This window comes from Acinetobacter sp. YH12099, assembly GCF_013419195.1.
GTDB classification, from domain to species: domain Bacteria; phylum Pseudomonadota; class Gammaproteobacteria; order Pseudomonadales; family Moraxellaceae; genus Acinetobacter; species Acinetobacter towneri.
Genome location: NZ_VPAP01000009.1, coordinates 12,810 through 37,720, shown reverse-complemented (window position 1 = coordinate 37,720; position 24,911 = coordinate 12,810). Strand labels below are relative to the sequence as shown.

Here is a 24,911-nt window from a genome sequence, read left to right as displayed (position 1 = left end):
ATTCAAGACAATTTACCTAAATTATCTTGCCAGATTTGTACTGTCAAAGCGTTTGCATAAATTGAGGGAAGTTTTGTTTTTCCACCATTTCCAGAAATTCATCGCCCAAACGCTGACTTTCTGCCACCGATTGTTTCCATAAGCGAACGCGCTGTGCCTGATCTAAACCTTTTAAGGTGAAGTCTTTACGATCGGGCAAACGACCTAAAGGCAAGCTGCTTAAATATTCTGCCGAAGGTGATAGCAAGAGGGTGCGGGCCTGATTTTCAGGATTGGCTTTACGGTGCTTCAACATTTTATCAAACCAGCCGGGGGTAATGCTGTCGGTAAAGTGTGGATACAGCACAATGCCCTGACTTTGGTAAGGTAAGTCCAGATGGTAGTCAATTAAGCCACCATCCCGATAACTGCCCACGGGCGCATCAGGAATGTCACGAATAGCAGACATCACCCCGGGAATAGACGCTGAGGCGAGCAGCCACGGTGCGACATTTTGTTCATTCAGGGCTTGGTAATGGGTGACAAAATCATCTTCTACCATAAACTGCTGCCCCTGTGCAGGTTGACTGATTACACGTTGCATAAATAAGCGGTTATGTTTACGCGCAATGGCATTGCTGCCAATAATTCCTGCCACAGACGCAAGCAAAGGCAGGGCTTGGTCACTTTGGAAAATATGCTGAGCTTTGACTGAAATGACCGTAAGGTGATAGTCAGGGTGCTGAATCAGTTGTTGTTGCTGTCCCTGTATCAGTTCAAACAGCATATTTTGACAAATCTCGGCGACTTCTTGACGCGACATTTTTTTATGAAAATACAAGTTGGTGTATAAATCGGACAGACGCTCGGTACCTTGTTTTGCGCCCCACGCCAAAATACTGGCAAAGCGCCAACTGCCAATGGAAGAACCGACCACAGTACGGCGTTTAGGGGCTTGGGCAAAAAACTCGCCAAAAATAGCTTGGTCTAAGCCCTGAATGCCAATGCCTTTGGGACCGCCTGCTGCACCTGGAATAATATCAACCTGTTGGGCGTGTAAGCCTTCTTGTTCAATCAGTTGGCGTGCCAGATGTCCTGCGCGAATATTGAGTGCAGGGGCACGTTTATGCAAAATCTGAGTCATGCTTGATCTATAACGCTACAAATGTGCATTAATTGTAGGCGTGGTGATTTTTGCAGCAATGGCGAGAGGCATCACTTGGTGACTGATCAGTCATGGAGCTGTTTTGTGGTGATGCTGATATTTGGATGATAAAAAATCCTGCTTTTAAAGTAGGATTTTAAATATTGATGATCTGCTGATCAAACAATGTCACTTTATTTGACTACGCGCCAAACCGCCAAAAAGCTTGCCAAGACAATCAAAACAATAGACACATACCATGGTGCGATAATTGCAATGGATAGGAAAATGGCCATGATGCTGCCAAAAATCCAACTGCGTTTTTGCTGATGTTCCATTTGTAGACGCATGCTTTGTAATTCATGCAATTGTTTGGAATGCCAAGCCGATTGGTTTTTTAAACCATTTAAACTGTCAATCATTAAACTTGGTAAGTCTTGCGCACCCAGTAACAGGTCGGGAATTTGCTGCCCAATTTCTTTGACATTTTTGACTGGATTCATATTGGCTTTAATCCAATCCGTTAAAATTGGTTTTGCCAGTTTCCAAATATCCAGTTCTGGATATAAGTCTGTGCCCAAGCCTTCAACATGCACCAATGTTTTCAGGAGTAGCATCAATTGCGGTGGAATTTCCAAATGGAAACGACGTGCAATATCCATGACCTGAATCAGAATGCCTGCAAAGTCCAATTCGTGCATCGGTTTAGACACCATTGGCCCGACAGTACGGCGCATTTCACGGGCGAGAGCATCTTGATCTGTGCCCGGTGGAATCCAGCCAGCTTGGTGTACCACTTGAATCAGCTGCATAAAGTTGCTGTTCATCACCGCCAGCAACATACGTGCTACGGTCATTTGGTCATGCTTGGACAGCTCGCCCATAATCGCACAATCTAGCGCAATAAAACGCGGATTATTCGGATTGATGGTTTCCACAAAGACGTTGCCAGGATGCATATCGGCATGGAAAAAGTTGTCACGGAACACTTGGGTAAAGAAAATCGTGAGGCCTTTTTCTGCCAAATCGGCACGATTCATCCCCAAACGATCAAAGGTTGCCGTGTCGGAAATTGGCACACCTGTAATGCGCTCTGCCACCATCACATCTTTACTGTCCATATAGACTTCAGGCACGTACATCATGCTTGAGCCTGTAAAGTAGTGACGCATGCGGCGGGTGTTATCCGCTTCTAAGGTCAAATCCAGTTCGTTGAGAATAATTTGACGATAGTCCTGAATAATTTCAGATAAATGTAGAGCGCGTGCCGCTTCCAGACGTTTTTCCAGTGCTGCACCGAGCCATTCCAGAATTTCAAAATCTTGTAGAATTTGCTGGCGAATATCGGGACGGGTGACTTTAACGACGACTTCACGACCATCATGCAAGGCAGCGGTATGGACTTGCGCAATGGAGGCTGCTGCTAAAGGTTGCTCATCAAAACGGGCAAACAGGGTGTTGATGTCTGCCTTAAGGGATTGCTGAATTCGCATTTGTGCCACGTCAGAACCGAACGGTTTGACACGGTCTTGTAGCAATACCAATTGCTGTAAAACTTCAGGCGGAATCAGGTCACGACGCGTAGACAGCAATTGCCCAAGTTTAATTGCCAATGGTCCCATTTCTTCTAAAGCTTCTTTGAGCTTCAGCGGGTTTTTACGTTCTTTACTTGACCAAGCCGCAGGGTGCATGCGAATAAAACTGAGCGCATGACGTGCCTTTTCTGGTAGTTCTTCCGCAGGAAACAACGTGTCGAGTCTATAGTGCGCGGCAATGCGCCAAAGTTCGAGTAAACGTGAAACGTGCGGAATCATAAAGACTTATTCCCTAGGGTTGAGTGGAGTTTAAGGTGTCAGAAGCGGTATCTGGCTGTGCATCAAGCTGCGCTTGTAGCTGTTGAATTTTGGCTTCGGCGCGGTCTAAATTTTGTTGAAAAATGCGCGTGTCTTGTTGTAAGTCATCCATTTGCCAGCGTGGGGCAAATAGACCACTGTCTTCTTTTAGGGCATCTTCAGCAAAGAACAAATGGCTGTATAGACTGCGTTTTAAATGCTTGGGTGCAAGCTGAATTTTGCCAACTTCATGAGCCAAAGCAGGACCAATCCAAGGGCTTAAATGTGCGGCCAAGTCTAGTTCAGCCTGCTGCATAATGCGCTGAATATCTTGTAAAAGATGATAGTCACCTTGTAGGGGAATATTGCCCACTTCATCGGATAGCAACAGTTTGAGCAATTGCACCACATTTTTAACATGCAAAGTGGTCGTTGCGGGGCTGATATTTTGCGCTTGATCAAACGGGCGTTGCTCAAAAATAGAAGGCTGCTCGCTGTGACCTGTTGCAGTAGGTTCTAAACGAACTTTGTTGTCATCAAAAAAGACATCTACAGAAAGCTGTGGCGAATCGAGCACCACACGCAACATTTTGCCGTGTAGTTGGTTGAGCTGGATGCGAGTAATCGCATCCAAATCAATAACATGATGAATCAGTTTCTCAACTGCACCAAGGGCGAGAATTGACCACATTGCGGTACGCCTTAGAGTTTAAAACCACGGTGAACGGCAACAATACCACCAGTCAGGTTGTGGTAATCACAGTTTTGGAAGCCTGCCTGTTCCATCATGCCTTTTAAAGTGCGTTGATCTGGGTGCATACGAATAGATTCAGCCAAGTATTTGTAGCTTTCTGAGTCGTTTGCGACAATTTTACCCATCAATGGCAATGCTGTGAATGAATATAAATCGTAGAGTTTTGAGAACGGTTCAAATACTGGTTTTGAAAATTCTAAAATCAATAAACGACCACCCGGCTTGAGTACGCGGTACATCGCTGCCAAAGCTGCATCTTTATCGGTCACGTTACGTAAACCAAATGAAATAGTCAGTAAGTCAAAGCTGTTGTCTTCAAATGGTTCTAAAGTTTCGGCATTCGCCAACACGAAATCGACATTGGTACAGCCTGCATCAATTAGACGGTCACGGCCAACATTCAGCATAGATTCGTTAATATCTGACAGTACCACATGACCTGTAGGGCCAACTTCACGGCTAAAGACTTTGGCTAAGTCACCCGTACCGCCTGCAATGTCCAGTACGCGCTGACCACGACGTACACCTGACATATTAATCGCAAAGCGTTTCCATAAGCGGTGAATACCAAATGACATTAAGTCGTTCATAATGTCGTATTTGCTTGCAACCGAGTGGAAGACTTCTGCGACTTTCTGGGCTTTATCTTCACTGCTGACGGTTTGGTAGCCGAAGTGTGTGGTTGCACCGACATTGCCTGTGTTGGCACCGCGCGGCAAATTATATTTTGGCACTGAACCCGTAACAGGTGTATCCGTTAATTTTTGTTCTAAAGATTGTTGCTGACCTTGTGGAGCGCCTTGCGGTAGAGGTTCGGTTAAGAATGGACTCACTTTGTCTGTTGGTTGTGCCGACTCGGGAGTAGCGGTAGGCGTTTGATTTTCATTCGACATTGGAGTCACTCCTCAGGATAAAAAGGCTTAAGGCTGCAGTGTATGCATGATGACAGATTCTAAGCACTTGTACAGTAATCATCATGCAATTGTTATGAATAATATACAGAAAAAACCAAAGATAGCGTAAGTGTGCTGAATAAGTGTTGGTTATTTCACACATTGGGATTATGAAAATGGATGTAAATCACCTGCATGTACTTTGGCAATAATTTCCCGTTCTGTGGTAGTAAATTGCTTCACAAATTTCTCTGCGGACTTTAATGGTTTCATGGCTAAAAAGCCATCTTGCATAAACTCATACATAATTTGAAAACTGTATTTTTGCGCCGCGCCTTTACACATTTTAAAAGCGGTATAGACCACAAAAGAGCGCATATATTTATCTAGGTTTTTACCCAGTTCATCCAACATATTTAATTGTTTTAAGCGTGCTTCGCCCTGATCGAGCTTTAAATAAGTCAGACGCATCATCTCATCATTTAAAGGCATATTTTCAGGATAGTCCTGTAGCAATTGTATCGCGACTTGTTCATCTAACTGCACTGCCAAAATCGCCAGACTTACCCCAGAAGTCCCTGTTTTTATTGCATTTTTAGGGATGATTTTTTCAGCTTTGTGTGCATATTTCAGTAGGCGAGCAATTTGACCTGCCAAAGCGTCAAAATCTGGACCGCCATATAAGCGGTTTAAAAAATATTCGGCCATCAAGACATTGTGCTTTTCGGCAAACTGTGTGGCATGGGTGCGTTGCATACGCTGTTTTTGCCATGCTTGAACATCTTGTAAGCGTTGAAAAAGCATAGGATTTTTATGATATTTAAATTGATAATACAGTTCTAACAGCTCATCTAAAGCAGCAAGTTTAGACATAGGGTGTCTCATTATTGAGTTGAATGGGCAAATCTTAATGTGAGTTTGATCTCGTCGCTATGACAAATTACACAGAATTCCAAACGGCAAAGGTCAGTGTGTGAGATTAATCTACAAAAATAAGCGAAAAGTTGTTAAAAAATGGGTCGATATTCGTATACTGATCAAAGTCTGTCGCTCATTCTAATATCGTAAATATAGATGAATGATCAGCAGAGCTTAAATAACACAACAATAGGGTAGATGATGTCACAAGCACATACTGAATTTAAACTCATGGAAGAAGAACAACTTTCAGTCGAGCTAATTGAAGCCCAATATGCTTTAAAAAACACCAAAGGTGAAAAAAATGCCAAAAGTTTGCTGATTTTAGTGAGCGGCATTGAATTGGCGGGGAAAGGAGAGTCGGTCAAACAACTTAGGGAATGGGTCGATCCGCGTTATTTAAGGGTAAAAGCCGATGCTCCCAATCCGTTTAATCCCAAACAGACATTTTGGCAGCCTTATGCCCGTTTTATTCCTGCCGAAGGTCAAATCATGTTGATGTTTGGCAATTGGTATAGTGACTTATTAAGTACAGCCATGCATGTGTCCAAACAAATTGATGACACGATGTTTGATAATTATGTCGAAAAAATGCGTGCTTACGAAGAAGACTTAAAAAACAACCATGTGGATGTCATTAAAATCTGGTTCGATTTATCGTGGAAATCACTACAAAAACGACTCGATGATATGGAGCCGAGCGAAGTCCATTGGCATAAATTGCACGGTTTGGATTGGCGCAATAAAAAACAATATGACAATATACAGAAGCTGCGCCAACGCTTTACCGATGACTGGATTATGATTGATTGCGAAGATGAAACCATCCGCGATCAGCAATTTGCACAGCATATTTTACGTGCATTACAGCATTGTCCTGTGCATCCAACCAGTTCGGGCATCACTTGGCAAGCTGCAGAAATTCCTGAAGTTTTACTCAACCCTGTATCTGAATCGGTCAGTGGTGATGACTATAAAGCAGAGTTAAAGAAACTCACGAAAAAAGTGGCAGATGCACTGCGTTTTGATAACCGTAATGTCAGCCTTGTTTTTGAAGGTATGGACGCAGCAGGCAAAGGTGGCGCGATTAAGCGGATTGTAAAAAAGCTGGATCCGCGTGAATACGAAATTTATACCATTAGCGCCCCTGAAGCCTTTGAAATCAGCCGTCCTTATTTGTGGCGTTTTTGGACGAAAATTCTGCCTGAAGAAAAAATCAATATTTTTGACCGTTCTTGGTATGGGCGGGTATTAGTGGAACGTGTAGAAAGTTTGATTAGTCCACTGGAATGGCAGCGTGCCTATGACGAAATCAACCGCTTTGAACAAGACTTAAATGACCATCAAACTGTCGTGATTAAATTTTGGTTAGCCATTAGTAAAGATGAGCAAGAGCTGCGTTTTAAAGCACGTCAGGAAACCCCACATAAGCGTTTTAAAATTACAGATGAAGATTGGCGTAACCGTAGCCGCTGGGATGATTATTTGGTGGCTGCGGCAGATATGCTGCAACGTACCAGTACTGAATATGCACCGTGGCACATCATTCCAAGTAATGACAAAAATGCAGCACGTTTGGAAATTTTAAGAACTATCTTAAAACAACTCAAGGCAGAATAATCTGCCTCGAGGATGCAAAGACTGCGTGTTAAGTTAGCTGAATTTGAGTCTGTTTAGTTTAAAAATTAAGCATTCACAACTTTGGCTTGTTTAAGCTGAATGCTTTTTGCTAGTTTGTAGCTTTCTTCAACATGCGTTTCGGCAATTTTTTTCATAATAAAATAACCCAAACCTGCTGCCACCATTTGTCCACCCAATGGAATAAACTTGGTGACTTGTTTGGCGATGTATTTGGCTGCGACATTATTCAGGGATTTTTTTACTGCAGTGCGCGCTACGACTAAACCTGAAAATTCTACACCGCGTTTACGCAATTCGCTCCAGTGGACTTTTCGGGTTTCAGGATCGTACACACTGATTTGCTTAGGAGATAAGCCAAAACGTGCATTAATTTCTGGAACCAGTTGCGACAAAATGCCCACATCAATCACGACGTCCAAAAATGGTACAGGAATGACTGCTGCACCTGCTGAAAAATAGGCACGTTTTTTAACCAGTTCTAAGCATTCTGCACGAATCTTTTCCAAGTCTAGGTTTGGATCAATGCTGTCTGGAATTGTCTCTCTTTTTATCATAGGTACACCCTTAAATTGGCGAGTAATTGTATGCTGTATGCTAAATAAACTACTTTGTTCAAAGCAATTTTGAAAAAAGTAGGCAATAAAAGTATGCTTGTAAAGTGGCATATACCATTGTAAGTGTACAGCTAATAATCTTTATTCTTTTGTTGTACTTAGGCGAGTGACAGATCAACTGCCTTCTCGTACTTTCTTTTTAAATAAATTTAAGGGCAGCTGATGGCGATTCATGTCATACAAAGTCAACGTATAGAAGTTTTAGTCAATGAAATGTTAAAAACCATACGTCAACCGACATCAAATCCGCTTCAGGTTCTACAAACTCAGCATTTTATTGTACCTTCGCTGGCTGTAGAGAAATGGCTAACGGAAAAAATTGCTGAACAAAAAGGCATTAGTGCCAATACTGAATTTCATCATCGTATTCGCGCCTTTCAATGGGCCGCTTATCAGGCAGTTTTAGACGATAAAGATCGGGTGCGTCAGGCAAATATTCCGCGTATTGTGATGCAATGGCGTGTGTTTTATGACTTACAACCGTGGATACAACACGAACAAAACCCACTTCCTGCCGAGCATGCTTTACATCGTTTGATTCAGCGAATTTATGACAGCGCAGAGCAATTGTCACAGGGTTTAGAAAAGCAGCTCAAAAAGCAAAACATGCTGTATTGGGTGGCAGATAAAGTTTCACGTTTATTTAGCAATTACATGGTTTATCGTGGTTTTTGCCAAAAAGGCTGCGAGGGTGTCTGCCAATGTCAAAGCAATTGGTTAGCGGTTTGGGGACAGCAGAAACGCCTGAACTTAAAGCAGCAAATTTATATCCCTAAAAACTTTGAGAGCGAAGAAGAAAAACAAGCGGCATTGGAAATAGCCGCATTTACTCAAGAGCAAGCCGAAGAATTAGAGCAATGGCAAAGTTGGTTGTGGTTGCATATTTTTCATGCAGATTTTGAAAAAATGCAGGAGATTGATCTGCAATTTTGGCAAGCTTTGGGCGAGCCTGAAAATCCAAATTCGTGTATTAACAAATTACCCAAACAGTTGGTGATTTTTACCTTATTGGATTTGCCGCCAAGTCAGTTGCTGTTTATCCGCCGTTTGGCGCAGTATATGGATATTTTTATTCTGCATTACAACCCATCGCAAGAATATTGGGCAGACATGGTCGATCCTAAGTGGAAATTAAACATGGATGCGCGAATCAAAAGTCGTTTTATTCGTGAGATGGAAAGTCAAAATAAAACTGTAAGCGATGATGATATTGCTGCGTATATCAAAAAATATAATGGTGAATTTAATGCCGATATGCGCGAGTCACATCATCCCTTGCTGACACGCTTTGGTAAGCAGGCACGCGATCACTTTTCTTTATTGGCGGCGTTGTCGAGTGGTGATGAAGGCGAGTGGTATGATCTTTTCCCTGAAGAAGAGCCGCAACATTTACTTGGCAAAATTCAATCGGATGTATTGAATTTGGTTGAGCCAGTCGCGCAGGCGTATGACTTAGACCCTGCCGATGAGTCATTGCAAATTCATGTGTGTCATTCAAGTTTACGTCAGCTTGAGGTACTTAAAGATCGTTTAATTGCATGGCTAGGACAAGATGACAGCCGCCAAGCCAGTGATATTTTGGTGTTGAGTCCGAAACTCAAAGAACAAGAATCTTTAATTCGCAGCGTATTTGCTGCACCGCCAAGTGAACGTGATCTCTATCAGAAAGGACAACAAAAATCACAGCAGAATCAAGCCGCTTTAGGGCATCAACTCAGTCAAGATAGTGTGTATTTGCCTATTCAAATTGCAGGCATCAGCTCTTTAGACATTCATAATGCTTGGCGTGCGGTGGTTGGGCGTATAGCGCTAGTACAAGGACGTTTTAGCTTTGAGGAGTTTGGCGACTGGTTGAGTTTGGCTGCCACACAACAGCGTTATGCCTTGAATTTAAACAACATTGAGCGCATGAATGAGTTGTTGGCCAATGCGGGTTTTAAACGTGGTTTAGATGCCGAGCATTTAAAACGCAGCCTGAGTGCAGATGATCAAGATTATCGGTTCAGCTTAAAGTTTGCTTTAGATCGTTTGGCTTTGGGTGTTGCAGTGCCAGAGCATTGCGTGGTTCAGCACACTTTAAGTTATGCCGATGTGCAAAGTAGCGATTTTGAATTGATTTTTAAACTGATTCAAATTTATCAGGATTTTGCACAGCGCCGTGATTGGCTGATTCAGCATGAATTGGGGCAAGCCAAAACGGTGGAATATTGGCTCAAACAACTGATGCAAGACTTGAGTGAGTTTCAGGATGCAGGAGTAGATGTGTTGGCATCGGTGTTTAGTTTGGTGCAAAAACATGACCGTATGCTGACCTTAGCCAGTTATTTTGATGTGCAGTCGGGTCAAGATTTGCGTCATTTAAGCTTACCACTGGATTATATTCTGCAAGAAATTTCAGCCCAGCTCGAAACCCAACTCGAACAAGCCAGTCCATCGGGCGCCATTACCTTTAGCCAAATTGGTGCAATTCGTCCACTGCCGTATAAGCTGATTGTGATGCTGAATTTGGACAATGGCGTGTTCCCAAGTCGTGACCAGCAATTGGCTTTTGATTTGATGCAATTATTAAAACCACAACTGGGAGATCGTTCACGCATTGAGGATGATCAAGGGGCATTTTTAGACAGTTTATTGTTGGCGCAAGACAGTGTTTGGTTATTTTATAACGGTTTTGATGTCAGCGATGGTGAGGTACGTGATCCATCCGTGCTGGTGCAGGAATTTGTGCAGCATTTGGAATTGATTGTGAAACATCCCGATAGGGCTAGCGATTCACGCTTAAACTTGAACGGTGTCGAGATTCCTGCGCAATTGAAATCTCTTTATCACTTACATAGTTTGCAACCTTTTGATCAACTGCGTTTTGCCGAAAGCCGTGAAGTTCGCTTTAAAGATCAATGGTATCGGGTTGCCAAACAAATGCAGCAAGAAACCACACCACGCGAAGCATGGTTTGGTGAATATCCATTATTGCCACAAGACGTGGTGGTACTCGACAGTATGCAATGGATTCGAGATGTATGTTTCCCTGCACGTGCCTATTTAAAAGCGATTGGAGTCGAAAATTTACAATCCGACACTGCTGCAATGAACCATGAGCCACTGATTTTAAATGGCTTGGAAAAATATAGTGTGCGTGATTTTTTACTGCAACATGGCACGCAAGATGCAGAAAGCTTGTTGCAAGATACTTTACCTGTGGGCAAAACTTTAAATGCCACGTTTAAAACGGGACTGCAAGAACAGCAATATTTACGTGACATACTGCAGCAGTTTGCAGATGAGGCAACCGCAACAACGCAACAGCTTTGGAAAATGAATCCGCATTTGCATATCCGTATTCAAGTGCCTGAACAGCCTACAAAGCTTTGGTGTAGCGTGGTGGCAGCGAGTGCCAGACCAAAAAAATATGCCGAAGTATGGTTGGAATATCTGTTCTGGGTGGCTTATCAGAACACAGAACAGCAAGATTTAGAGCGGATTGTGGTGTGTAAAGATGCGGTGATTCATTTTGCCAATATCCATGCACAGCAAGCACACGAGTATTTAGCCCAGTGGTTTGAGTTCTGGAAACACGCACAGCAATATCCTGTGTTATTGCCTGCGGCTTTGGTTTTAAAAATGAAAGATAAAAAAGAATTTGAAATTCAGTGGGATGAAGCTCAGTCCGATCAAGTTTTGAATATGGAAAGCTTCGTAAAACATTGGCATGACGGTGCTAGGAGGAGCTTTATTGATGAAAGTGAGAAAAATCACCCAGACTGGTCATTTATTTTTCAAGACAGTGAAACTGAACCGTTGTTGATTGAGGCATTTCAGCAATATAGCCATCGACTGTATCAGCCCATCATTGAAAATTATGAATCTGCGAAAAATCTTCAAAAACAAGGGGAATCTGCGTGAACTCATCTAGCCCATTCCCAATTTGTTATGACCCAATTCAAGAGATGCAATTTAAAGGCTTGCATTGGATTGAAGCATCGGCAGGTACAGGAAAAACCTATACTTTATCTAGTTTGATGGTGCGGATTTTCCTGAAAGATTATTTGCCTAATCAAGTGATTGCGACCACATTTACCCGTGCCGCCGCAGCCGAGCTAAAAAGTCGTATTCGTGCACGCTTGCTTGAAACCCAACAATATATCGACCAGTGTTTAAATCAGTCTTTAGATCAACGCGCCCTTGCAGAGAAAATTGCACAACTACAAGATCCTTTACTCAAAAATGTTCTGCAGGAATATCGCTTAAAACTGGACTATGCCAGTTCACGTTTGAACTTGGTGATTGCACAACTCGATGAATTATTTGTCGGAACGCTGGATAGCTTTAGCCAAAAATTATTGCGTGAATTTTCCTTTGAAAGCGGCAAAATTGAGCGCGCCAATATTACCGACCAAGCATCGGTCTATACTGAACAATTGGTGCATGATGTGCTGCGTGAATGGATTCAAGCACAGCCTCAGCATGTTGTGGACTATATGCTGTTATGTGGGCGGTTGAAATCTGCAGCAGACTATGAGGGGTTGGTCAATACCAGTTTGAATTTTGCATCGGCAGAGATTCAGGGCATAGATCAGGCACAATTGGAGGTACAAGATTTAGCAGAGGCGTTGCAGAATTTAGCCAGTATCACCATGACGCAAATTGAAGAATTAAAAGAATATTATGATGGTGAATATAGTTTTAATTTTTCCCATTATGTCGCGGGGAGTGACAAGAAGGGGTTGCAGCCACTATTTACAGAAGCTTTGCCAAAACTGATTGAAAAAATTAAGCATAATCCTTTAGAACATTATTTTAATTCACATCTTGCCGCATTGTTTAATGCGGTCTTTGCACTATATTTGAATCAAGACGGTAAGCTCAGAAAATCTATTTTTAACAAAGCGAAAGCGCCATGTACGCAAGAGGTGCAAGATGCTTTTTTTGATCATCCTGTAATCCGAAAAATTAAAGCAGTTGTGGATGCCAAACTTAATTTTGAGCGTCAAATTGAATTGGTGGATACCAATTTAAAATTCTATTTGGTACAACACGTCAAGCAGCGTTTACCGCAACTTTTACAGCAAAAAGGGGAAACCACTTTTGCCCAACAAATTCGCAGCTTAGCCGAAGCGTTGCAGGGCGAACGTGGGCAGCGTTTTGCGCAGTTTGTGCATACGCGTTATCCACTGATTTTGGTGGATGAGTTTCAGGATACTAACCAAGATCAAGACGACATGCTGGCGCAAATTTGGCGTAATCCGAAGTGGTATGCGCGCGGTTGCATGATTATGGTGGGCGATCCTAAGCAGGCGATTTATGGTTTTCGCGGTGGCGATATGCTGACCTATAACAATGCCCGTGATGACGTGCTGAAAAAACAGGGACGCATTTATTCCCTCAGACAAAATCATCGTTCTGTCAAAGAATTGGTCAGCGTGGTGGATGAGTTATTCCAACGTCATACCAATTTTGGTGAGCAGGTGACGTATCATCCGGTTATTGCGGGTTCACGGCCTCATCCTGCTTTAATCGATCGGCAGCAGGCCAACCCTGCACCGCTTCGGTGGATCACCGTTGCACATGATCAAGATGAATCTATTCAAATTGCTTGGAAAATTCGTGATTTATTAAATCAGGGGATTTCAGGTGAGTTATATTTTGACCATCCTACAGGCAAGCTTGCATTACAGGCCGATGATATTGCGATTTTATCCACCAGTCATAAATTACTGGATCAAGTGCAATATGAGTTGGAGCGTATTGGTATTCGGGTAAATCGGAGCAGTAAGCGCAGTGTTTTTACAGGCTTTTTAGCCAAAGATGTGGCGGCAATTTTAACTGCAATTTTACATCCTTATGATGAAGCCAAGGTCAAGCGTGCCTTACTGACACGTTTATTGGGTTATAACCTGCAACAGTTGATTGAACTTGAGCAACAGGGGTTAGGTCAGTTTATTTATGACTTCGACTGCATTCGGGAAATGTGGGTCAATAAAGGCTTTTTAACCGCATGGAATTACTGCCTGAACTTATTTAAAATTTGGGAAAATTTGGTGGCAAAACGCAGTTTTGACAATGAACGGCATGTGGTGAATTTACGCCATTTAACCGAATTGCTGAGTCGTCAAAGTGAACGCCATCAAGGGGCTTACATGCTGTATTACTGGTATTTACAGCAAGTTGAATCACCTGCCAAACGCGATTGGGAAATTGAACGAAAACTTTCTAATGCGGCAGGCGTGAAATTGATGACCATTCACCAGTCCAAAGGCTTGGAGTTTAAAGTGGTCTTTTTGATGTCGGCAGATCAGCCGCCCAAATCTGACAAGTCTGCTTTGGTGTTTGCAACGCAGGAAGAGCAAGGCATTGAGCAACGTATCATTGCCATTAAACATAAAGACATAGATGCCACAGCAATGCAGCAGCACAGTGAGCGCCGTTTGGCAGAGTTGAATCGGCTTTGGTATGTGGCACTCACCCGTGCCAGTTATCGGGTCTATGCGATGCTAAAACAGCCTACGCCTGCAAAAGAAGGTAAAAAAGAGGCTGCACCAAAATCTGCTGGTTTAAATGTCTGGCGTTTACAAGCGCCAAGTTCAGCAGAAATTGCAGCAGCATGGAGCTGTGATGAAGCACCTCTGACACAATTGGCGGCAGCATTACAACTTGAACAAGTGCAAGAAATTAAGATTGAAGCTGCAGATTTTCCGCAGCGTCGCTTTTATCCACGAACCAAAACCAGTTTTAGTGGCTTGGCACAACATTTACCTGCCGCCATGCGTAGCGATACTTTGGCATTGGCAAGCGAGGAGCAGGCTGCTGCTGCCGACGAAATCAATCAGGAACCTGTCGAAACGGAACAGGAAATCGTACAGGTGGCTCAACCGATTGCATGGATCAAAGCTAATTTTCAGCGTGGTACTCAAGCGGGGAGTTTTTTACATAAACTCTTTGAATATATCGACTTTCAAGCCAGTCATGATGACATTTTTGAAGAAGTCAAACGCCGTTTTCATAACGACAAAGAGTTTAATTCAGATGTGTTATTGGTAGATTTGATTGCAAAACTCGACACTGCCAAAGGCAGCGCGACTGTGCAGGAAGCAGATATTTTTGCGCACATGACCGAGTGGCTGAAGGATGTGTTGAATACTCCTTTGCACGATACTTTCCAGCTTTCCGCCTTATCTACTGCACATTATTTATCAGAGTTTCCATTCTATTTGGCGTTGGCAGATCAGCGCTTATTTATTCAAGCAATTCAGCAATTGTTTGAAGATGCGGGACATCCTATTCAAGATTTAAATGAAGCCGCTACTGCGCGTTATCTGACAGGCTCAATTGACTTGGTTTATTTTGATGGGCAGTGTTATCACATTGCCGACTATAAGAGTAATTATTTGGGTGCCGATCAGCGCGATTATGAAAAAACCAACCTTGAACACAACATGACCCAATCGAGTTATTGGTTACAAGCGGCCTTGTATTTGGTGGCGTTGCACCGTTATTTGAGCAGTCGTTTGCAAGATTATGATATTCGGCAACATTTGGGTGGAGCCAGTTATTTGTATTTGCGTGGTATGCAGGGGCAAGCAGGGCAAGGGGTTTGTCATTGGCGGCCAGATGCGGAATTTATTCTGCAACTAGATCAAATATTGGGTTACTTTGAACTTAAAAAATAACGCTAAGTCAGCTTATCGACTTAATAAAACAATTGCTTATCCTGTGGATAACTTTGAGGATAACTGTGTGGAAAACAAGCATATTCACTTAAATTCAGCTCAAACGCCAATGCAGGCGTGGATGGATTACCTATGTCAGCCGCCATTTAGCAATGTCACTTTTGATGCTTCAGCGCAAATTTTGATGCAACAGGTACTCGATGCTATTCAGCAAGGGGATAGCTGTATTCCTGCAACCGCAGAACAAGTGGCGGCATTGCAACATTTGCACATGAACTTGCAGCGTAGCGCTTTAAATCCTGATCCACAAATTGCACCGTTTGTATTTGATGGGCAGCGTTTGTATTTGTATCGCTACTGGAAACTGGAACATCAGGTTGCTAGCGATATTTTACGGATTCAGGCGCAGCCGCCTTTGTCCTTTGAATTACAAGCCGAACAGCTTAATTTATTGCAAGATCCACAGCAGCAAAAAGCGTTACAGACTGCGGCAACTCAAAGTTTAAGTATTATCACTGGTGGGCCAGGTACAGGAAAAACCTATACTTTGGCGCATATTGTTGCGGTGCTTAATCAAGCTTTGCCAAATATTCGGATTGCGATGGCTGCACCAACAGGCAAAGCGGCACAGCGGATGGATGAAGCTTTGCAAAATGCCTTGAATAGTCAAGCTTTACAAATGTTTAATGTCGATGCTTTACGTCAATTACGACCCGTGACTTTGCATCGTTTATTGGGCTTAGGCAATACAGGCAAGCCACGTTTTCACGCTAAACAACCTCTACCTTATGACGTGATTGTGGTCGATGAAGCGTCGATGCTGGATTTAAGCCTGTCACAGATGTTATTGGCTGCCATTCCTGCGCAGGCACGTTTAATTCTGTTGGGCGATGCCAATCAATTGGCTTCAGTCGATGTCGGTACAGTATTGGCCGATTTACAGCAAGTGCCTGAACTCGCAAATAACCGTGTCAATTTAGTGACCACACGTCGTTTTGCTGAAGGTGCAAAAATTGGCGCAATGGCGAAGTTTATTCAGCAAGAACATTCTTCTGCACAGGTTTTGGCTGAGTTTGAACAGCAAGTCGTGGCAGCAGGTGAATTAAAGCCAATTCAATTTAAGCAAGTCGAAATAGATGCCCTACAACTGCAATATTTACCTCAGCAAAATGGGCAAATTTCAGCGGAAAATTTAGCGCATTATTATGATCAGCTGATGTATGGTTATCAGGCTTATGTAGCGGTATTAAAAGCACATACTTTGGGCTTGGAACAATCAAGTACAGCATTTCAAGCGCATGTTGAGAATGTGGTGAATGTATTTGATGATTACCGTATTTTAACCGCAATTCGTCATGGTCATTTGGGTTTACAACAACTGAATTTGCAGATTGAAAAACGCTTGTTGCAACAGTTAAAACAAACCAAACATGGCGATTGGTATGCAGGACGCCCCGTCATGATGACCTATAACGATTATCAACTGGGATTGTCGAATGGTGATATTGGCATCTGTTTTATGCGAGAGCAGAATGATCAGCGCCAGTTTGAAGTATATTTTCCAAGTTTAAATAAGTGGGTGCCTGCAACACGCTTACCTAAAAATATTGAAACCGCATTTGTACTTACTATTCATAAATCGCAAGGTTCTGAATTTACTCATACAGCTGTGGTGTTGGATGCTGCGGCAAAAAACTTGCTGAGTAAGGAGCTGATCTACACTGCCATTACCCGTGCTAAAAAAGTCGTAAGTTTGTTGGTTGATGCGCAAGCTTTGCAGCAAGCTTTGATGATTCGTACCCGTCGCAGCAGTGGTTTATTAGCCAGAATTAATGACGCTTTGGATTGTTAAGTAAAACTGAATAAGAGATGGTTTTGTACGAAATGGCTTACATTGATTCGAGAAATTTGCGCATAGAGATTTCAAGATCTTTTTGAGAAGATGACTTCACATAAAAAGCTCAATAGGGATAGTTGAGCATAATCGCAGAATAATAACGATAAATGTCGAAAGACAGCGAACTGACAGGACGTGAGTGAGAAGAGGAAACTTACAGCCGCTAAGCCTTGTAGTTTTGGGAGAGACTACAGGGCTTTTTTATGCCTGTAAGTTTGGGTGATTTGCAAAATGCTGACAATGCTTACCTGTTGTAAGAAAAAGCTTACAAACAGATACGAGAAATACGACTTCTTTCACTTTAGTATTGTGGCAAAATCAACCACACAAGGACGTGAAAGCAAGAACAGGAATGTTCAGAGAATAAGACGCGAAAACGCGCAAATAACCACAATAAACAAGACAATAAGAATAATAAGACAAGAAACTACAGCGCAAAAAACAGCCCGAGCTATGCTCGGGCTGTTTTATTTTAACGGCAAAATATTCCAGTGGATGAAAAGCAGTTGGCAAAATATTACATATTATCAATCATATACAATTGTATATTTATTTTCCTTAGACACTTTATACCTAACATGATGTGTATACCCTTAGCATAAATCATACTTTTATTGGTACATCTCAAAATTAAAAGTGCTTGTTTGTCGTTCTGTTTTGCAATCGGCACGTTTTTGCCTTAAAATAATGCCCTTGCTGTAGTGATGCACGGCAGTCAATTGAGCAATCAATTGATCGGTATCAAATCTTTTTATTAAGCATCTCGGAGAAATCGAATGGCTTTAACAAACGCAGATCGCGCAGAGATCATCGCTAAATTTGCTCGTGCTGAAAACGACACTGGTTCACCAGAAGTTCAAGTAGCGCTTTTAACTGCTCAAATCAATGACTTACAAGGTCACTTCAAAGAGCACAAACACGACCACCATAGCCGTCGCGGTCTAATCCGTATGGTTAACCAACGTCGTAAGTTACTTGACTACCTTAAAGGCAAAGATGTGACTCGTTACAGCGCATTGATTGCTGCTTTAGGTTTACGTCGTTAATTCGATTTAAGCTTTTATTTTCGGACTATTGCATGTTGAATGCTGTATTACTGAAAACTAAAGTATATCTAGCCTTGGCTAGATCAGTGGAAGGGGCGAATGATTCGCTCCTTCTTTGTGTTTAAAAATCGTGTTTCATTCGAGTGAGGTCGGCTTCTAAGCTTTGTCATTTACCTAAACAATTGTATTGTGAATGCCAAACCTTAGGGGTCTCCACGAGAATAATTGTTCACAAGAACTAGGAAAAAATAAAACATGTCGATGTTTAATATTATTCGTAAAGAATTCCAATTTGGTCAGCACCAAGTTGTACTTGAAACTGGTCGTGTAGCGCGTCAAGCCAACACGGTGATGATTACTATGGGCGGCGTGACTGTATTGGTTGCAGTGGTTGCTCAACCAACAGCAAAAGCGGGTCAAGATTTCTTCCCACTGACTGTTAACTATCAAGAAAAACAATATGCTGCAGGTCGTATCCCAGGTGGTTATGGTAAGCGTGAAGGCCGTGCTTCTGAAGCAGAAACTTTAATTTCACGTTTAATTGACCGTCCAATTCGTCCGTTGTTCCCAGAAGGTTACTACAACGAAATTCAAGTTACTGCGACTGTTGTATCTTCTGACAAAACCATGGAAGCTGACATTGCTGCAATGTTAGGTACGTCTGCTGCACTTGCAATTGCAGGTACACCGTTCCGTGGCCCAATTGGTGCGGCGCGTGTGGGTTTAATCAACGGCGAATACGTGCTTAACCCGAACTTTGAACAAATGGCGCAATCTGACCTTGACCTTGTGGTTGCAGGTACAGAATCTGCTGTATTGATGGTTGAATCTGAAGCAAAAGAACTTTCAGAAGACCAAATGTTAGGCGCAGTGCTTTACGGTCATGACGAAATGCAAATCGCGATTCAAGCGATCAAAGAATTTGCTGCGGCTGCAGGTGCAACTGAGTCAACTTGGACTGCTCCAGAGAAAAACGAAGACCTTCGTGCAAAACTAAAAGAAGCGTTTGAAGCAAAAATTTCTGAAGCGTACACCATTGCGATCAAACAAGACCGTTATGCTGCATTAGATGCACTTCAAGCAGAAGCAGTTGCGCAATTCGTTCCTGACAATGACGAAACTGGCATTGCAGATGACTTGAACGAACTCTTTGAAGATCTTAAATACCGTACCGTACGTGACAACATCTTGTCTGGTAAACCACGTATTGATGGTCGTGACACCAAAACCGTTCGTGCGCTTGACGTACAGGTTGGCGTTCTAGACCGTGCGCACGGTTCTGCATTGTTTACCCGTGGTGAAACTCAGGCTTTGGTTACCACCACTTTAGGTAATACACGTGATGCCTTGATGGTTGATACCTTATCGGGTACTAAAACTGACAACTTCATGTTGCACTACAACTTCCCTGCATATTCAGTAGGTGAAACAGGTCGTGAATCTGGCCCTAAACGTCGTGAAATTGGTCATGGTCGTTTGGCACGTCGTGGTGTGCAAGCAGTTCTTCCTGCAGCAGATCGCTTCCCGTATGTGATTCGTATCGTATCGGACATCACTGAATCAAACGGTTCATCTTCTATGGCGTCTGTTTGTGGTGCATCGTTATCACTTATGGATGCAGGTGTTCCATTGAAAGCACCAGTTGCGGGTATCGCAATGGGCTTAGTGAAAGAAGGCGAGCGTTTCGCTGTACTTTCTGACATTTTGGGTGATGAAGACCACCTTGGCGACATGGACTTTAAAGTTGCGGGTTCTGCCAACGGTATTACTGCATTGCAAATGGACATCAAAATTGAAGGCATCACTGAAGAAATCATGGAAGTTGCATTAAACCAAGCTTATGCAGGTCGTATGCATATCTTAAATGCAATGAACCAAGTGATTTCACGTGCGCGTCCAGAAATTTCAATGCATGCACCAACTTTCCAAGTGATTAACATCAACCCAGACAAGATTCGTGACGTGATTGGTAAAGGTGGTGCTACCATCCGCCAAATTACTGAAGAAACTAAAGCGGCAATTGATATTGAAGACAACGGTACAGTGCGCGTATTTGGTGAAACCAAAGCTGCTGCACAAGCTGCTGTTGCAAAAATTCAGGCTTTAACTGCTGAAATCGAGCCGGGTACAATTTACACAGGTAAAGTAATCCGTATTGTTGAATTCGGTGCGTTCGTAAATATCCTTCCGGGTACTGACGGTTTACTTCACATTTCTCAAATTTCAAATGAGCGTATTGCCAACGTTGCAGACGTGTTGAAAGAAGGTCAGGAAGTGAAAGTACAGGTTGCTGATGTAGACAACCGTGGTCGTATCAAATTAACTATGAAAGATATCGAACAAGCGTAATGCTGTGTTGATGATCTGAAATGGTCAAAAAACCCGTATTCAATCTGAATGCGGGTTTTTTTATGCTAAAAATTTTGTTGCATCGTACAAACCATCTTTGTTGTATGAAAAGCGGCATAAATTACAGCATGTATTTGAAAAGAAGCCTGATCCATGCTTAAACTGAGTACATCTTAAAATCTCAAAAAACCGTACAAAAAAACTGAAATAGAGTGCCCGTTCTATGCAAAGTTATTATTTTTATCTGCATACCAATCATAAAACCAATATTTATGTGCAAAAACAGGCAATTGAAGGGCTTGAGCCTGAATTTATCTGGATTGATTGCACCCGTGATGATGTGCTTAACCGTGCAGAACAGTGGCAACAAGAGATTTTTCAGTACAGTCAATTATCGCTCAATGAATATCATGTGCGCGATATTTTAAATATAGAGCATCCATGTGCGTTTGATACTTTAGATGATTATGACTTATTGATTTTCCGTAAACTGATCACACCCGAAGACCGTATTGCAACAGGGCAACAAGTCGGGGAGAAACATGAACGGATTTTTGGACTGGCCACTACGCCGATGAGCTTTATTATGACACCGCAGATTTTGATTAGTGTGCGGGAACAGGGCAATAAAGTCATGGAAAGCTATTTGTCACGTGTGGAAGCAGCGGTACAACGCCCGATTGAAGAACAGAATAAAGCACGCAAACTGGCAGCAACACCATTAGATTTAACGTTGCGTTTACTGAATTTGGTAGCGGATGATTACTTGGATATTCGCATGCCGCTAACCCGCCGTGTGGAATATTGGCAACAAGAGTTGTTGCAGGGACATCGTCGTTTTACCCGTTGGCATCAATTGCTGCAAGAAAATATGGCGTTTCAGCAAGTTGAAAATTTATGTGAAGAGCAAATAGAAGCCTTGCAGGAATTGCGTGATGAAATTGTCGATAACTACCCACATTTACGTGGCAAAAAACGTAGTGAACGGCAGGATATTATTTTGGTACGTTTGGATGATTTGACCAGTCACATTGAACGAATTCAAAAGCATACCATTCGCTTACGCTCTGCAGTGCAAACCGCAATTGATCTGCATTTTTCTGCTATTGCCAACCAGACCAATGAAAACATGCGGATTTTAGCCATCATTACCGCAGTTTTTGCACCTTTGACTTTATTTACAGGGGTGTATGGTATGAACTTTGAGTTTATGCCGGGGCTGAAACACGCACAGGCCTTTTGGATCATGCTTGGGGTAATGGTGATGACTACTTTGTTGTTGCTGTATTATTTTTATCGTAGGCACCTTGTCGGTCTGGGTGAAAAAAGTGTGATTGATATGTTGGCACAGCAACATAATGACCAACCCATGAATTTATTTTGGTTTTTAGACTATGAACCCATTAAGCAAACCGTGAAAGGCACCATTAAAGAAGTTGAAAAACTGACTAAACTTAAATGATCTAGAAGATAAACTTACGGATGTGGTGATGGATTGAGTCCTGCATCCAATGCGGATTCACAAGATAATGTATTGATTTAAAAGTTGTCCACAGACCTCAAAAGTTATCCATAGGACTGATAAGCTTATCCACAGATTGAGCAGGATAGTCAGACATTTAGCTCAAGATGGCAGATTTTTGAACACTGGCTTCAGATTTGAATATGCCATCTTTTTTGCTTTTTGCCTTTTCTTGCTGTGTCCTGCATCTCATTGCATTTAGATGTACGGTTTAGACTTGTATGAGCTTTTAAGCTAATTGATCATTTTGCGCTTTAAGCAGCAAGTGATACATTTCATCTTTCAGTCTTAATTTTTTGCGTTTCAGCGCTTCAATGTCATCATTAATCTGATGCACAGGATCAAGCTCTAACTGGCTAATTTCACGGTCTAGCTGTTCGTGATCTTCAAAAATTTTTGAAAAATGTGGATTGCTGTCGCGTAATCCCTGAATTAAATCACGAAACTCAGGAAACATATTTTTAATCTTCTTGTTGCAGTCTTTAGTTTTCATTGTGTAGATCATTCTCATCAAAAAAATTTACGGGCATAGAAAGAAAAACGCTCTAGCAAGGTGATGAATCACACAACTAGAGCGTGAGGATTAACTATGTTGAAAATTCAGATGTTTAACTTCTTTACGTAATTTTTGCACTTCATCAATCAGGTCAAGCATCATGGCGACAGCTGAAAAACTGGCATCAAAATCACGTTGCAGCCGATAGGCTTGGCGTGCACGGTTGATATCTTCACCAAAAAATTGGTGGATACGTTCGGCAGGGCGGGAAGGCAGGATGTCATATTCTAAAAGTTGTAAGACCCATTCAGGGCTTTGCCCACACGCTTCGGCAAATTTTTTTAAATCTAACTGGGTAAATTCTTCAATAATTTCTGTGTGCTGTCCGTCTGAAGTGATTTCACGATATAAAATAGTGGTCATGGCATACTCCTTCTGATCGAATTCAAACGAGTTGGCTCGCCTGAAATGAGGGATTGCTTTACATCAATAATTGGTGGATATCCAATAAGTGATTCTCTTTAATTTAGCCTGTGTACGCTGTAATAGAATCTTTTATTTGTATTCCTTTGGTGAAATTCAGCCAACCCTTTGCTGTGCTCACGCCTGTTATATTGATGTGTCAATTTGGCTTGTGCGTATAGATGTCTTATAGATATTAGTCTATTTTTTATTCAATGCCATCCTTTATTTCAATATTTTGGATTGAACGGTCGTACGGTGTTTAAAAGGATTGTTTCAAAATTTGGTAATAAAAAGGGCTCTTTAAAAAGAACCCTGTAAATCAATATCTTAGTTTTTGGAATTAGTATTTTACCCAAGTCACGCTGCGACCAATCACTGAAACACCTACATAGCCACGTAAGGTGAGGCGCTTACCGTTAGCGCTTAAACGAGCTTTGCCTTTATAAACTTTACCGCCAATTGGGTCTAAAACATGACCTTGGTTAAATTCACGTGGGTTTTTAGCATCTTGTTTAAAGCCCCAAATAAATGGCAAGCCAATAAAAGGTTTATTCTTTAAGTTACCTGGACAATTGCTACAAATCACCATTTTTTCTGCACCCGGAATATTACGGGTTTCCACGATAATGCCTTCATACGTGCCATCTGGCTTTTTGCGAATTTCGACATCGGCACGTGAATAACCTGTGCGATCATCAATGGTTTTCCATTTACCGACCAGTAGATCGCTTTCTGCAAAGCCAACACTTGAGAGGGTTGTTAAAACGAAACCCGCAAAAATCCCTCTGAAATTTATTTTCATGAACAGCATCCCCAAAATTGTTATTTTAAAAAATAGAGTAAAAATTCTATTTCGGGTTTTATAGCAAGAATGTAATAAACAAGCAAATTGAGCAGTGTGAGATGTCAGGCAGGAAAAGATATAAGTGTTATGGAGTTGGTAATTTAAATCTAATCATTCCGATAAAAGTGTGCAGAACACAGCTTTTATCGCATTGGTGAGGAATAAAATCAGTATTTCACCCACGTCATTTTGCGGCTGGCATTGGTGACAAGGTCTACATTATAAAGGGTTAAATGTTTGCCATTGCTGCTTAAACGTGCACGAGTTTTATATTGTTTACCTGTGCGCGGGTCTAAATAGTCACCTTCATAAAATTCAATTTGATTGCTTGGCGTAGCTTTTAAGTGACTTAATGGCACAAAACCTAACAGTGGCTTATCTTTATTTTTACCCGTACAGAGTGTGCAATTTTCCAAACGCGGTGCGCCAGGAACCGCACGTAGTTCTATAATCGTAGCGGCATACGCACCTTGTTTATCTTTACTCATGACTACGTCAGACAATGAAAAACCTGTGCGGTAGTCTAATGTTTTCCATTTGCCCAAAAGTGGGTCTGCATTGGCTGCATAAGCTAAACTTGAACAGCAAATCGCGCTGATGAATGCTAAACGAGAAAAGAACAGGGTGTTCATAAAATCAATATCCCAGAGAAGAAGCAGCCTAAAATATATAAAGGCATAAAAAAAATATGGGATTATTTATACCCAATTTACGCGGTATTTTCTAGTAATTGCATGAAAGTTTTGTGAAATTAATCACATGAAAAGTAATAAAATAATAGGTTTTGACGATGGTCATCACGTAAATAAAAAATGAGCAGAATGTACTGCTCATTTTTGATGAATTTTCA

General features: G+C 42.0%; 17 protein-coding genes. 7 read left to right on the top strand and 10 right to left on the bottom strand.

Going from position 1 to position 24,911, the window contains the following annotated elements:
- Positions 1-43: 43 nt before the first annotated feature.
- The 5 genes from FTU39_RS07185 to FTU39_RS07165 all read right to left on the bottom strand — a co-directional run bounded on the left by FTU39_RS07185 (position 44) and on the right by FTU39_RS07165 (position 5,475).
- Positions 44-1,123, bottom strand: a complete 1,080-nt coding sequence (locus tag FTU39_RS07185) for a patatin-like phospholipase family protein (RefSeq protein ID WP_180051934.1) — start codon at positions 1,121-1,123, stop codon at positions 44-46.
- Positions 1,124-1,317: 194 nt separating this feature from the next.
- On the bottom strand, positions 1,318-2,937 hold the full coding sequence (locus FTU39_RS07180; RefSeq protein ID WP_180051933.1) for an AarF/ABC1/UbiB kinase family protein: 1,620 nt from the start codon (positions 2,935-2,937) through the stop codon (positions 1,318-1,320).
- Between the two features lie 13 nt (positions 2,938-2,950).
- Positions 2,951-3,646, bottom strand: a complete 696-nt coding sequence (locus FTU39_RS07175; protein WP_180051932.1) for an SCP2 domain-containing protein — start codon at positions 3,644-3,646, stop codon at positions 2,951-2,953.
- Positions 3,647-3,657: 11 nt separating this feature from the next.
- A complete protein-coding gene (gene ubiE / locus FTU39_RS07170) occupies positions 3,658-4,602 on the bottom strand; it encodes a bifunctional demethylmenaquinone methyltransferase/2-methoxy-6-polyprenyl-1,4-benzoquinol methylase UbiE (protein WP_004975907.1) in 945 nt (314 codons plus the stop codon).
- Between the two features lie 168 nt (positions 4,603-4,770).
- On the bottom strand, positions 4,771-5,475 hold the full coding sequence (locus FTU39_RS07165) for a hypothetical protein (RefSeq protein ID WP_180051931.1): 705 nt from the start codon (positions 5,473-5,475) through the stop codon (positions 4,771-4,773).
- A 246-nt stretch (positions 5,476-5,721) separates the two neighbouring features.
- Here FTU39_RS07165 and FTU39_RS07160 point away from each other — a divergent pair, with 246 nt between their 5' ends.
- Positions 5,722-7,140, top strand: coding sequence for a phosphate--AMP phosphotransferase (locus FTU39_RS07160; protein WP_180051930.1), 1,419 nt, complete (start codon positions 5,722-5,724; stop codon positions 7,138-7,140).
- A 65-nt stretch (positions 7,141-7,205) separates the two neighbouring features.
- Here the strand turns inward: FTU39_RS07160 and FTU39_RS07155 are convergent, their stop codons facing one another.
- Positions 7,206-7,715: a hypothetical protein gene (locus FTU39_RS07155; RefSeq protein WP_218953081.1), complete on the bottom strand. Its 510-nt coding sequence runs from the start codon at positions 7,713-7,715 to the stop codon at positions 7,206-7,208.
- Positions 7,716-7,937: 222 nt separating this feature from the next.
- Between FTU39_RS07155 and FTU39_RS07150 the strand changes: the two genes are divergently transcribed.
- From FTU39_RS07150 to FTU39_RS07125, 6 genes are all read left to right on the top strand, one after another.
- A complete protein-coding gene (locus tag FTU39_RS07150) occupies positions 7,938-11,678 on the top strand; it encodes an exodeoxyribonuclease V subunit gamma (RefSeq protein WP_180051929.1) in 3,741 nt (1,246 codons plus the stop codon).
- 44 nt (positions 11,679-11,722) lie between these two features.
- Complete coding sequence (locus tag FTU39_RS07145; RefSeq protein ID WP_180051950.1) at positions 11,723-15,442, top strand: UvrD-helicase domain-containing protein; 3,720 nt, start codon at positions 11,723-11,725, stop codon at positions 15,440-15,442.
- Positions 15,443-15,551: 109 nt separating this feature from the next.
- On the top strand, positions 15,552-17,294 hold the full coding sequence (gene recD / locus FTU39_RS07140; RefSeq protein WP_218953082.1) for an exodeoxyribonuclease V subunit alpha: 1,743 nt from the start codon (positions 15,552-15,554) through the stop codon (positions 17,292-17,294).
- 821 nt (positions 17,295-18,115) lie between these two features.
- Positions 18,116-18,385 (top strand): 30S ribosomal protein S15, encoded by a 270-nt coding sequence (gene rpsO / locus FTU39_RS07135; protein WP_004975922.1) that lies wholly within the window; start codon positions 18,116-18,118, stop codon positions 18,383-18,385.
- 261 nt (positions 18,386-18,646) lie between these two features.
- The gene (gene pnp / locus FTU39_RS07130; RefSeq protein ID WP_180051949.1) at positions 18,647-20,734 is read left to right on the top strand and encodes a polyribonucleotide nucleotidyltransferase; all 2,088 of its coding nucleotides are present in this window, start codon (positions 18,647-18,649) and stop codon (positions 20,732-20,734) included.
- A 223-nt stretch (positions 20,735-20,957) separates the two neighbouring features.
- A complete protein-coding gene (locus FTU39_RS07125) occupies positions 20,958-22,196 on the top strand; it encodes a magnesium transporter CorA family protein (RefSeq protein ID WP_180008399.1) in 1,239 nt (412 codons plus the stop codon).
- Positions 22,197-22,485: 289 nt separating this feature from the next.
- Here FTU39_RS07125 and FTU39_RS07120 read toward each other — a convergent pair whose 3' ends face one another.
- From FTU39_RS07120 to FTU39_RS07105, 4 genes are all read right to left on the bottom strand, one after another.
- Complete coding sequence (locus FTU39_RS07120; RefSeq protein WP_131261090.1) at positions 22,486-22,749, bottom strand: YdcH family protein; 264 nt, start codon at positions 22,747-22,749, stop codon at positions 22,486-22,488.
- A gap of 90 nt (positions 22,750-22,839) precedes the next feature.
- Positions 22,840-23,175, bottom strand: a complete 336-nt coding sequence (locus tag FTU39_RS07115) for a chaperone modulator CbpM (RefSeq protein ID WP_096901332.1) — start codon at positions 23,173-23,175, stop codon at positions 22,840-22,842.
- Positions 23,176-23,557: 382 nt separating this feature from the next.
- On the bottom strand, positions 23,558-24,019 hold the full coding sequence (locus FTU39_RS07110; protein WP_004975935.1) for a DUF2147 domain-containing protein: 462 nt from the start codon (positions 24,017-24,019) through the stop codon (positions 23,558-23,560).
- Between the two features lie 209 nt (positions 24,020-24,228).
- On the bottom strand, positions 24,229-24,693 hold the full coding sequence (locus FTU39_RS07105) for a DUF2147 domain-containing protein (RefSeq protein ID WP_180051927.1): 465 nt from the start codon (positions 24,691-24,693) through the stop codon (positions 24,229-24,231).
- Positions 24,694-24,911: the final 218 nt, after the last annotated feature.